At 34.8% G+C, this 12,331-nt stretch carries 10 protein-coding genes; 2 read left to right on the top strand and 8 right to left on the bottom strand.

Annotated elements, in window-relative coordinates; translation table 11 throughout:
• The first annotated feature begins 50 nt into the window (after positions 1 to 50).
• On the top strand, positions 51 to 686 hold the full coding sequence (gene can, locus BIW12_RS01385) for a carbonate dehydratase (RefSeq protein WP_071183472.1): 636 nt from the start codon (positions 51 to 53) through the stop codon (positions 684 to 686).
• A gap of 29 nt (positions 687 to 715) precedes the next feature.
• Here the strand turns inward: can and BIW12_RS01380 are convergent, their stop codons facing one another.
• The 3 genes from BIW12_RS01380 to BIW12_RS01370 form a co-directional block, all read right to left on the bottom strand.
• On the bottom strand, positions 716 to 1,915 hold the full coding sequence (locus tag BIW12_RS01380; RefSeq protein ID WP_071183471.1) for an LETM1-related biofilm-associated protein: 1,200 nt from the start codon (positions 1,913 to 1,915) through the stop codon (positions 716 to 718).
• Between the two features lie 121 nt (positions 1,916 to 2,036).
• Positions 2,037 to 2,564: a superoxide dismutase family protein gene (locus tag BIW12_RS01375; protein WP_071183470.1), complete on the bottom strand. Its 528-nt coding sequence runs from the start codon at positions 2,562 to 2,564 to the stop codon at positions 2,037 to 2,039.
• 71 nt (positions 2,565 to 2,635) lie between these two features.
• Positions 2,636 to 3,160 (bottom strand): hypothetical protein, encoded by a 525-nt coding sequence (locus tag BIW12_RS01370; protein ID WP_071183469.1) that lies wholly within the window; start codon positions 3,158 to 3,160, stop codon positions 2,636 to 2,638.
• Between the two features lie 159 nt (positions 3,161 to 3,319).
• Between BIW12_RS01370 and BIW12_RS01365 the strand changes: the two genes are divergently transcribed.
• The gene (locus BIW12_RS01365; RefSeq protein WP_071183468.1) at positions 3,320 to 3,841 is read left to right on the top strand and encodes a DUF4251 domain-containing protein; all 522 of its coding nucleotides are present in this window, start codon (positions 3,320 to 3,322) and stop codon (positions 3,839 to 3,841) included.
• Positions 3,842 to 3,915: 74 nt separating this feature from the next.
• Here the strand turns inward: BIW12_RS01365 and BIW12_RS01360 are convergent, their stop codons facing one another.
• The 5 genes from BIW12_RS01360 to BIW12_RS01340 form a co-directional block, all read right to left on the bottom strand.
• Positions 3,916 to 5,721 (bottom strand): acyl-CoA dehydrogenase family protein, encoded by a 1,806-nt coding sequence (locus BIW12_RS01360; RefSeq protein WP_071183467.1) that lies wholly within the window; start codon positions 5,719 to 5,721, stop codon positions 3,916 to 3,918.
• A 79-nt stretch (positions 5,722 to 5,800) separates the two neighbouring features.
• On the bottom strand, positions 5,801 to 6,982 hold the full coding sequence (locus BIW12_RS01355; protein ID WP_071183466.1) for an acetyl-CoA C-acyltransferase: 1,182 nt from the start codon (positions 6,980 to 6,982) through the stop codon (positions 5,801 to 5,803).
• 95 nt (positions 6,983 to 7,077) lie between these two features.
• Positions 7,078 to 9,468, bottom strand: coding sequence for a 3-hydroxyacyl-CoA dehydrogenase/enoyl-CoA hydratase family protein (locus BIW12_RS01350; RefSeq protein WP_071183465.1), 2,391 nt, complete (start codon positions 9,466 to 9,468; stop codon positions 7,078 to 7,080).
• Between the two features lie 49 nt (positions 9,469 to 9,517).
• On the bottom strand, positions 9,518 to 10,003 hold the full coding sequence (locus BIW12_RS01345; protein WP_071183464.1) for a MarR family winged helix-turn-helix transcriptional regulator: 486 nt from the start codon (positions 10,001 to 10,003) through the stop codon (positions 9,518 to 9,520).
• 242 nt (positions 10,004 to 10,245) lie between these two features.
• The gene (locus BIW12_RS01340) at positions 10,246 to 12,024 is read right to left on the bottom strand and encodes an AMP-dependent synthetase/ligase (protein WP_071183463.1); all 1,779 of its coding nucleotides are present in this window, start codon (positions 12,022 to 12,024) and stop codon (positions 10,246 to 10,248) included.
• Positions 12,025 to 12,331 lie beyond the last annotated feature (307 nt).

Genomic DNA, 12,331 nt, shown 5'->3' with positions numbered 1-12,331 from the left:
AAACCTGAGTATTACTGAAACAAAGTTAAATAGAGTAAATTAAAAATAGTATGGTTGATTTTTATAAAAAAATATTAGATAATAATAAAGAATGGGTCGTAAAATCATTAGAGAAAGATCCTAACTATTTTGCAGATTTAGCCAAAGGACAAACACCACCATTGTTGTGGATAGGATGTTCTGACAGTCGTGTGCCGGCAAATGAGATTATTGGAGCTAAGCCGGGAGAGGTTTTTGTACACCGAAATATTGCTAATATGGTTGTACATACCGATATGAATATGCTAAGTGTTTTGGATTATGCTGTGAATGTTTTAAAAGTAAAACACGTAATTGTTTGTGGACATTATGGTTGTGGAGGTATAAAAGCAGCTATGGGAAATCAGTCTATCGGGATTATTGATAATTGGATTCGACATATTAAAGATGTGTATCGTATGCACAATGTTTATTTAGATTCTATTCAAGATGAAACGGAGCGTTTTAACACCTTTGTAGAAATAAATGCTAAAGAGCAGGTTTTTGATTTAGCCAAAACATCGATTGTACAAAATGCCTGGAAAAACGGTCAGGATTTAACTCTGCACGGTTGGGTTTATGGTTTGAATTCCGGTTTTGTTACCGATTTAGAAGTGAATATTAGTTCAAATAAAGAACTGGATGAAGTCTATCAATTGAATTTATAAGTAAAAAATCGCCTCAAATGGCGATTTTTTTATTCATTATCTAAATTTTCATTAAAAGCAGAGGGGAGTAATTTTGGGATAAATTTTATCAGGATTGGAAGCAGTAAACTTCCACCGGGAAGTAAAAAAATAGTTAGCGAGGGTATCGTTTTACAAATATCCAATAGCTGTTTTTTTACTTTCTTTTTTTCTTTTTCGTCTAAATCTCTTCTTGTAGAATAAGCTAATAAAATCATTAATTCTTTACTTTGAATAATTTCTTTGAGTAGCCTGTTTTTATTACGACTAATTAATGTGATTACACTTTGTGTGGTTTGATCGTAAAAATGTTTTACCGGATTTGAATAATTAAAATAAGGAATTTCTTTTTTGTATTTAGTTATAAAAAGATCCGTATTTTGGATACTTTCAGATACGAAATCAGCTTGTATTTTGATGTTTTCGGCTAATTTATGTAAAAAATAAATCTCTTCATTTTCAATCTCGCCATCACTCCATAATGCCATTCCTGCCATATCAAGGAGATAATATTTTTCTAAATCAGAATTGAAGTAGTCCAAATTTAACTCGTCAATATTTTGGGTATTAATTTTAGAAAATTTGCTGTAACGTACTGAAGCTTCAAAGAGTTTGATTAATAAATCGTCATAATTTGATTTATTAGTCTTAATTTTTAGTGCCAATGTAACCACACTAATTACTGCTTCTTCAATTTTTTTTAGGTATTTCTCCGGGATTTTTCCATTAATCAAATATTGTCTAAAAGCTAAAATATCGATAAAAAGCAGTGCATTAGTTACAATATGAGAGAAGTTTTTATTTATAATGTCCACATTGGTTTGAACTCGGGTATCAATGATTCTCTCCAAGTTTAAAGAAGGAGCACCGTTAGGCAAAACTTTTTTGAACAAATTAAATCCCTGCGGATGCAAATCATCATAGAAATCCAGACATTTTTTGATAAAAGTATTCGAATCTACTTCCTTAGTGGTTAATCCGTAAATATGATACAGGGTATTTAATAAGGCAACTTTAGGGATTTCATTTTGAACCCAGCCTTTGGTGTCAACAAATACAGGTGTTTCAAACGAAATAATATGACCGTATATAAAACCGGTAGCTCTGGTTTTTTTATAAAATAAATCAGTATCCATGAAAACATGCTGTTTCGTGAATTCCTGCTTGATAAAAAATTTATCAATCCAGCCAGGTGCCGAAGGATTTATCATATTCTTATTTTGATGCTACAAAGCTATGTTTTTTTCTAGTTTTGATGTTATTTAAAAATGAAAAAACCATCTTAATTTTGTTAAATTAAGATGGTTTTAATCGGTGTTGAAAGACTATTCTTTATTTTATAATCCCCGAACAAGCTACCCTAGCTCCGGCATTTCCTGCTGGTTGAGAAGTAAAATCATCCGTTCCATCATGAACAATTAAACCTTTTCCTAATATGTCTTTAGTTTGATCGTCACAACCAATACACCATTCGTCGGTAGTCAAAGTGATTTTTCCGTTTCCTTTTTCATCAGCAGTGAAATTTCCAATATCTCCTTTGTGATATTCGCCAACTCCCCATTTACCGTGTTTTTTAAAGGTTGGATTCCAATGCCCTCCCGCCGAACTTCCATCAGCTGCCGAACAATCTGATTTTTCATGGATGTGAATAGCGTGAATTCCGGGTTTTAATCCTGATATTTTAGCTTCGAAAGTTACTTTGCCGTTTTTTTCAACAAAAGTAGCTGTTCCTGCAACACTGCTGTTGCTTTTAGCTTCGAATGCAATATTTAATTTTTTAGTATCAGCCGATTTATTTTGGGGTTTACACCCAACAAAAGCTGCACTAATAGCTAGTGTAAAAAGAATGAATTTTTTCATGATTTTGTAGAATAGGATTTAAACTATAAAAATACTATAAAAAGCATCGAAAATCAAAGTTAAATAACATTCTATTTTGATTTTTCCCCAACAAAATGGTTGGTTGGCGATTTAAATAAAATATTGAAGGACGTTAAACTACCGTAGATTCTGGTGATGTATTGTTGCAGTTCTATTTTTTCTATTTCTTCCAGATTACTCGAATTTACTTTTTGTTCCATTACACGTAAACGGTCTCTAACCATTACTATTTTATGGAAAAAAGTGTCAATCGGAATTTCCTTTGATGCTAAACCTGCCTGACCGGGTTCTAAAATTAGTTTCCCGCCTTTCCATTTGTCGCCTATGGGAACAATTTCGGAAACATCAGACCATTTTTTCAGAAGATTCCGTAAAGTGGTTTCTACTTCAGAGAAACTTATAGTATCAACTTCGTTTTCGGCGGCTTCAATAATTTCAAAAGTATCATTTAATGCTATTGTTTCTAATCCGTTTTCTATAAATGTAACCCAATAAGCGGTTGATGAAACATTGGTAATTACTCCTTTTCCGTATTGAGGATGTGCAATTCGGGATCCTATTCCTAATATTTTCATATGTCTTTGTTTTTATCTAAAATAGGAACAATTTTTGTGATTTCAAATAATCATTTATATTGATTGAAGTATTTTATTTAATCCATTTGTATTATTTTTATTTTAGTTTAAGTTGTTGTTTATCAAGGGTTCATTTGTTTTAATTTAAAAAATAAAATTATGAAAACACATAAAATAGCTGTTTTGATCTTGCTTTGTTTTAATATTTTGATTGGATTTTCTCAGGAAAAAACGAGAAGACAATTAAGAAGCGAAAAGAATTTAGAAAAGCAAACAGCAATAGAAAAGCTGATTGAAGCTAAAGAATTTCAATTTGTAGCCCGAAATTCGAATTCACAAACTTTTAGAATGATTGATTTGAGTATTATTCCCAATTTTGTCAAATTCAACCCCGATTTTATTAAAAGTGAAATGCCTTTTTTTGGAAGAGGATTTAGTGGCTTAGGTTATGGAGGTAGTGATACAGGGCTTAAATTTGAAGGAAAACCGGAAAGATTTTTAATCAGTAAAGTAAAGAAAGGTTATCAAATAGATGTGACTGTAAAAGGACAGCAAGATTTGTTTAATATGACATTATTTGTTTCTTTTCAGGGAAGTAGCACACTAACGATTATTAGTAATAATAGAGAATCTATTTCTTATTTTGGAGAAATTTCAGCTATTGAGAAAGAGAATAAGTAGGGTTTGTCAAACAAAAAAACCGTCCGTTTTTTGAAAACGAGACAGTTTTTTTATGCTTGATTTAGCTGGTTTATCTAAAAACAATATTTGTTTTCGGCAATAATTTTAGCACTAATAGTTCTTCTAATTTCGACAATGTTTGGCATATTGGTGTATTTGGTATAACGTCTCAATCCCATTAACATCATGCGTTGTTCATCGCCTTCGGCAAAAGAAATAATGCTTTCTTTTCCTTTTTGTGTGACAATATCTACGGCTTTATATAAATACAATTTTGCCATCGCAATTTGTTCTTTGATATTGGCCTCACCCTCTTTTTTTGCCAATTTTTCGGTTCTCAGAATACAAGATTCAGCCATGTAAATTTCGATTAAAATATCAGCAGAAGCAATCAATAATTGTTGGTGTTCGTCTAAATCAGGGCCGTATTTTTGAACTGCGCCACCGGCAACCATCAAGAAGGCTTTTTTCAATTTGCTGATCATTTCTTTTTCTTCAGAAAATAATTCGGAATAATCAGGAGTTTCAAATGACGGAATGCCCATTAAGTCTTCCTGCACTTTTGAAGCCGGACCTAATAAATCAACATGCCCTTTCATGGCTTTTTTAATCAGCATTCCTACTGAAAGCATTCGGTTGATTTCGTTTGTTCCCTCGTAAATTCGGGTAATTCTCGCATCACGCCAGGCACTTTCCATTGGTGTGTCTTCTGAGAATCCCATTCCACCAAAAATTTGAATTCCTTCGTCAGAACAATTTTGAATATCTTCAGAAACGGCTACTTTTAAAATGGCACATTCAATGGCAAATTCTTCCACGCCTTTTAATTCGGCTTCCTGATGTGGAGCACCTTCGCTTTCGCGAATAGCAATTCGCTCTTCGATACTTTTGGCGGCTCTGTAAACCGCACTTTCTCCAGCATAACAACTAGTAGCCATTTCGGCTAATTTGTATCGAATGGCACCAAATTTAGAAATAGGAACATTAAATTGGATTCTTTCATTCGAATATTTAGCAGATCCAGTAATGATTCTTCGTTGTGAATCTAAACAGGCTGCCGCCAATTTAATACGTCCAACATTCAGCGCGTTCATAGCGATTTTGAAACCATTTCCTCTTTCAGAAAGCATATTTTCTACAGGAACTTTGGTTTCGTTAAAGAATACCTGTCTTGTTGATGAAGCACGAATTCCTAATTTATGCTCTTCTTCATTGGTGGAAATTCCGTTTTCAGGATTGTTTTCGACAATGAAACCGGTAATGTTTTTATCATCTTCAATTCGGGCAAAAACAATAAAAAGCGAACAAAATCCGGCATTGGTAATCCACATTTTTTGCCCTGTAATTTTATAATGCGTTCCGTCTTCAGACAAAACAGCCTTTGTTTTTCCTGAATTAGCATCACTTCCAGCTCCGGGTTCGGTAAGGCAATAAGCGCCAAACCATTCGCCGGAAGCTAGTTTTGGAACATATTTTTGTTTTTGTTCTTCTGTTCCGTATAAGGTGATTGGCAATGTTCCAATTCCGGTATGCGCACCAAAAGCACTTGAAAAGGATCCTGTTGCCCCTGAAATGTAATCACAAACTAAAACCGTATCGACAAATCCCATTCCCATTCCGCCATAGGCTTCCGGAACAGAAATACTTAAAAGTCCCAATTCAGCGGCTTTGTGCATACATTCAACAGTAAATGCAAAGTCTCTTTTTTCAAAGCGGTCTTTGTTAGGCCAAAGTTCTTTGTCAACAAATTCTTTGACCATATCACGCATCATTCTTTGTTCTTCAGAGAAATCTTCCGGAATAAAAATGTCTTCGCATTTTGTTTCTTTAACTAAAAACTGACCACCACGAGTCACATTTTTTTCGATTGTATCTGCCATAGTCTATATTTTTTGTATGTTTTTAATTTATTGATTATTCTAAATCTTGTTATTTGGATGAAAGAAAGAATACTTTTGTCTATAATATTTCGTAAATCCCCGCAGCTCCTTGTCCAGTTCCAACACACATGGTCACCATACCGTATTTGTTGCCGCGGCGTTTCATTTCGTCAAATAACTGAACGGATAATTTAGCCCCTGTACACCCCAGAGGATGACCTAAGGCAATGGCACCTCCGTTTACGTTTACAATATCTGGATTCAAGTCTAATTCTCTAATTACGGCTAAGGATTGTGAAGCAAAGGCTTCGTTTAACTCAATCAAGTCGATATCTTTTAATTGTAATCCTGCTTGTTTTAATGCTTTTGGAATGGCTTTTACAGGGCCAATTCCCATAATTCTTGGTTCTACACCTGCAGAAGCATAATTTACTAATCGGGCTATGGGTGTTAAGTTTAATTCCTTTACCAATTCTTCGCTCATGATCAACACAAAGGCAGCACCGTCACTCATTTGAGATGAAGTTCCTGCTGTTACACTTCCGTCAGCAGCAAAAACCGGTCTTAATTTAGCTAATGCTTCTAGCGAAGTATCGGCTCTTGGTCCTTCATCTTTATTGACGGTATAAGATTTCGTTTCTTTTTTACCATTTGCATTAACAAAAGTTTGTTCTATAGTAATAGGAACAATTTGGTTGTCAAATTTGCCTTCAGCCTGAGCTTTCAATGCTTTTTGATGCGAATGATAAGCAAATAAATCCTGATCTTCTCTGGAGATATTGAATTGTTTGGCAACGGCTTCGGCTGTTAGTCCCATTCCCCAATAATAATCTTCGTGACCTGCTTTGGCAACGGCATAATCTGGAGTAGGTCGATAGCCGCCCATTGGGATAAAACTCATGCTTTCGGCACCACCGGCAATAATACAATCGGCCATTCCCGACTGGATTCGGGCAGTTGCCATTCCTATGGTTTCTATTCCTGAGGCACAATATCGGTTTACGGTGACTCCAGGAACATCGTTAATTTCTAATCCCATTAATGAAATGAGGCGTCCAAAATTCAATCCTTGTTCCGCTTCCGGCATGGCATTTCCTACCATGACATCATCAATGCGTTTTTTGTCGAAATCAGGCAATTCATTCATCATGTGTTGAATGGTTTCTGCTGCCAATTCATCAGGACGTTTGAAACGGAATACACCTTTTGGGGCTTTTCCCACGGCAGTTCGGTATGCTTTTACTATATAGGCTGTTTTCATATTTTTTTTATTTTTAAGAGTAGAGAATATAGAGTATAGAAAATAGACTTTATGCGTTTTCTGAAATCTATGTTCTATTCTCTTTGCTCTATTTTCTAATTTCGAAGTGGTTTCCCCGCTTTTAACATATACTGAATACGTTCTAGAGTTTTACGTTCAGTACAAAGAGATAAGAAAGCTTCTCTTTCTAAATCTAATAGATACTGTTCGGATACCAATGTCGGTTCGGATAAATCGCCACCAGCCATAACATAAGCCAGTTTGTTTGCAATTTTTTTATCGTGTTCTGAGATATATTTTCCAGCAACCATTTGGTCGGTTCCAACTAGAAACATACCCAATGCTTGTTTTCCTAATACTTTAATGTCGTTTCTACGAATCGGTTGGGTATAGCCAGCTTCAGCCATTAATAAGGCATGTTTTTTGGCTTCGGCAATTTGGCGGTCTTTATTTACTACAATAATATCCTTGCCGTGCTGTAAAAGTCCAGTATCAAATGCTTCATAAGCAGAAGTTGATACTTTTGCCATGGCAATGGTTAAGAAATATTCCTGTAATGTGTTGAGTTCAACATCATTTTTACGGAACAAATCAGATGCACGTAAAGTCAATTCTTTCGAACCACCGCCACCCGGTATCACACCAACACCAAATTCCACTAATCCCATATAGGTCTCTGCTGCAGCAACCACTTTATCGGCATGAAGACTCATTTCGCAGCCACCACCAAAAGTCATTCCGTGTGGTGCAACAACTACCGGAATAGAAGAGTAGCGAACACGCATCATGGTGTCTTGAAACAATTTGATAGCCATATTCAATTCGTCATATTCCTGTTCCACAGCCATCATAAATATCATTCCGATATTGGCACCAACCGAAAAATTAGCAGCTTGATTTCCAATAACTAATCCTGAATATTCTTTTTCGGCTAAATCAATTCCTTTGTTTATGGCTTGCAATACATCACCACCAATGGTATTCATTTTTGATTTGAATTCGATATTCAAAATTCCGTCGCCCAAATCTTCAATGATAGCGCCACTGTTGCTCCAGACTTTTTTGCTTTCGCGAATGTTGTTCAGGATAATAAAAGCATCTTGTCCAGGGACTTTAGTTTGTGATTTTCTTGCAATATCATAAAAATAAGTAGCACCTTCTTTCACAGAATAAAAACTGCTGCTTCCCGAAGCCAACATCTCATTTATCCAGGCAGCAGGAGTGTGTCCTTCAGCTTTTATCATTTCGATTCCTTTTTCAACTCCGATAGCATCCCAAATTTCGAATGGACCATTTTCCCAGCCAAAACCGGCTTTCATGGCATCGTCAATTTTGTATAATTCGTCTGAGATTTCAGGAACTCTATTGGAAACATAAGCAAATAAGGCAGAGAAGCTTTTTCTGTAAAATTCACCTGCTTTGTCTTGTCCTTTTATTAAAATTTTAAAACGATCAATAGGTTTATCAATGGTTTTTGTGAGTTCTAAAGTGGCGAACGATGCTTTTTTAGCTGCGCGATATTCCAAGGTATTCAAATCTAATGAAAGAATATCTTTGTCTACTTTTTTGTAAAAACCTTGTGCTGTTTTGCTTCCAAACCATTTGTTCTCGACCATTTTGGTGATGAATTCCGGAAGTTTAAATAACTCATGGGCTTCGTCCTCAGGACAGTTTTCATAAATTCCATTGGCAACATGAACCAAAGTATCTAAACCAACCACATCAACCGTTCTAAAAGTGGCCGATTTTGGTCGTCCAATTACAGGACCTGTTAATTTATCAACTTCTTCAATAGTCAGATTCATTTCTTTTACCAAATGAAACAAACTTTGGATTCCGAAAACTCCAATACGATTTCCAATGAATGCAGGAGTATCTTTGGCAATAACTGAAGTTTTTCCCAGAAATTTTTCTCCATAATTATTCAGGAAATCTAATACTTCGGCCGAAGTTTCTGGCCCCGGAATAATTTCGAATAATTTTAAGTAACGCGCAGGATTAAAAAAGTGTGTTCCGCAGAAGTGTTTTTGGAAATCTTCGCTTCTTCCTTCGCTCATAAAATGAATAGGAATTCCAGAAGTGTTTGAGGTAACCAATGTTCCTTTAGTTCGGTATTGATCAATTTGTTCGAAAACTAATTTTTTGATATCCAAACGTTCTACCACCACTTCTATAATCCAGTCTACATTAGCAATTTTTGCCATATCATCCGTGGTGTTTCCAGTGGTGATTCTGCTGGCAAATTTTGCGCTGTAAATAGGGGAAGGTTTTGATTTTAGGGAATTAGCCAAATGCTCATTGACAATTCGGTTTCTAACTATTTTACTTTCCAGAGTGAGTCCTTTTTTGCTTTCGGCTTCGGTGAGTTCTTTTGGAGCAATATCCAAAAGCAATACTTCGACGCCAATGTTTGCAAAATGAGAAGCAATTCCTGAACCCATGATTCCTGAACCAATTACGGCAACTTTTTTAATTGTGCGTTTCATAAGTTGTTACTATTTATTTTTATCTGAATATTATTTTAGCCATTTTACTTTATTTTTTGTCTTTTGTAATCCTGGCAATTTCATTTTCTTTGTTTTCAGATTGGTTAAATATTTCTTTATCCTGTATTAATTTGTTGATGGTTTCGGCTACTTCTATGAAGTTATCCCATTTTTCATCAGAGATGTGTTTTTTGATACTATCGTTAAACTGAATCACAGTGCTTTTTGATAGTGCTCTTTTCTCTTTGCCATAATCAGTAAGGTAAATTAATACCCCGCGGCCATCATTTGGATTTTTCTTTTTAATGATTAATCCTTTTTCTTCCATCGATTTCAAAGTGCGCGTCAGGCTGGTGGCTTCCATTCCCATTTTTGGTCCTAAGGCTGTTGATGGAGTTCCTTTTTCTTTGTCGATACTTAATAATGCAAATCCAGTTGCCATTGTGGCACCATATTTAGCAGCTTCTTCATTGTACATTCTGGAAACGGTCTGCCAAGTTGCTCTTAAGATGTAATCTATTGTTTTGTTTTTCATGTGGCAAGCTTATTAAGTTTCTCTTAAAAAGGAAATCTATTTTTTACCATAATCGTTTTATTTTAAAATAAAAATTATGATATTAACAGAGCTGTTGTTTCAAATGTAATAAAAAATAGTATGCGTGCATAATAAAAAACAGTTGTTTTTTTGTTAAAAAAATAATTGAAGTTAAAAAAAGAGCTTGTTTCGAATTTATGAAACAAGCTCTTATTATGTATTGCAGAAATGAATAGGATTTTTTAAAAACTATATATCTTTTGGTATAAATCCTGATATTTTTCCAGTATGTTTTTGCGTTTTAATTTGAGTGTTGGAGTCAATTCACCGCCATCAATAGACCAAACATCAGGAGTGAGTTCAAAACGTTTGATTTGTTCCCAGTGACCAAATTTAGTGTTGATGGTATCTACTTCCTGTTGGATGCGGGCAATAACTTTTTCGTTAGAAACAATTGCCTGATTTGTTTTTTCAAGATCAATTTTGTTTTTCACTGCCCAGTCGTATACAAAGTCAAAATTAGGCTGGATAAAAGCCCCTGGCATTTTTTGGCCTTCGCCAATAACCATAATTTGTTCTATAAAACGGGATTGCTTCATAGTATTTTCAATGAGCTGAGGTGCAATGTATTTTCCACCCGAAGTTTTGAACATTTCTTTTTTACGGTCGGTGATTTTTAAGAAACCATCCTGATCCATATTTCCAATGTCTCCCGTATGGAAATAACCATCTGTGATAACTTCGTTAGTTAGCGTTTCGTTTTTGTAGTAGCCCATCATTACATTAGGACCTTTGCAAAGAATTTCTCCGTCTTCGGCAATTTTTACTTCTACATTATCGATTACTTTTCCAACAGTTCCAATTCGGAAACCAAAATTTCTCATATCGTTTACGGCAATTACTGGAGAAGTTTCGGTTAGTCCATAGCCTTCCATAACAGGAATTCCTGCCGCTGCAAAAATTCGTGATAATCGGGTTTGTAAAGCGGCACTACCTGAAACCATTACTTCAAGCCTGCCACCAAGGCCTTCCTGCCATTTGCTGAAAATGAGTTTTCGGGCAATTTTAAGTTGGAATTCGTACCAAAATCCATTCGCTCCATAAGGTTCGTATCGCAATCCTAAATCGATAGCCCAGAAGAATAATTTTCTTTTAATTCCGCTTAGTTCGGCTCCTTTAGCATAAATTTTATCATATACTTTTTCGATTAATCTAGGAACAGCAGTAATTACGTTAGGTTGTACTTCTTTAATGTTTTCGCCAATTTTTTCTATGGATTCTCCAAAATAGATCGATACGCCATAATATTGGTATAAATACAAAACCATTCTTTCGAAAATATGGCAAATAGGTAAAAAGCTCAATGCACGACTCGCTCCTGCTTTGAAAGGAATTCTGGGAGCACTGCCTAAAACATTCGATACAATATTTTGGTGCGAAAGCATCACTCCTTTAGGATTTCCGGTTGTACCCGAAGTATAAATAATAGTTGCTAAATCTTCGGTTTTGATACTGTTTTTTCGAGCTTCTACTTCCTCTTGATTGCTTTCGTCTTCGCCAAGTACTGTTAATTCATTCCAATTTTTGCAATTGACAATAGTATTAAAACTGTAAATTTCCTTAAGATGGGGTAATTTGTTTTTAACAGAGTTTATTTTTTTGAATAGTTCTTCGTCAGAAACAAAGCAATAACTAGCCTCGCTATGATTCAGGATATATTGGTAATCCTGTTCAGAAATAGTAGGATAGATAGGGACTGTTTGTGCACCGGTTTGCAAAACACCAATATCAACAATATGCCATTCGGGCCTGTTATTAGAAGAAATGATGGCAATTTTATCGTCTTTTTTTATCCCCATTCGCAATAGTGCTCTGGAAATACTATTGGCTTTGGTAATATATTCTTGTGTCGAAATCTTTTCCCACACACCGTTTTGCTTTGAAGCTAAAGCGTCAGGAATTGAAGTAAACTCATCTTGTTGATGGTACGGAAAATCAAAAATTCGGGTGATTGAGGTCATGGTTATCGTTTTGGAATCCTAATGCAAAATATAAAAAAATAATCGAAGTTTTGTTGTTTAAAGTCTAAAATAAATGTGTTAAGTTTAATTTAATATGCTGAAAATAACAGTTTCTTTAATTGACTAATTTTTAGTTGATGAGTTTATTTATGTGTTTTTAACTATTTGATATTGAGGAGTTCATTTTTGTGTATTATTTTTTACTAATTTAAGGGTTCTTTTTTAGAGATGGTTATTGGGTATTTGTGTATAGTTTTTATCTATCGAAAAACATATTTCAATAAATTAATCATCGCTAAATTAGCAT

Origin of the sequence: Flavobacterium commune (assembly GCF_001857965.1) — a bacterium.
Classification (GTDB): Bacteria; Bacteroidota; Bacteroidia; order Flavobacteriales; family Flavobacteriaceae; genus Flavobacterium; species Flavobacterium commune.
Note: the sequence above shows the minus strand (reverse complement) of the source record. Positions and strands in the feature narration are given on the sequence as shown.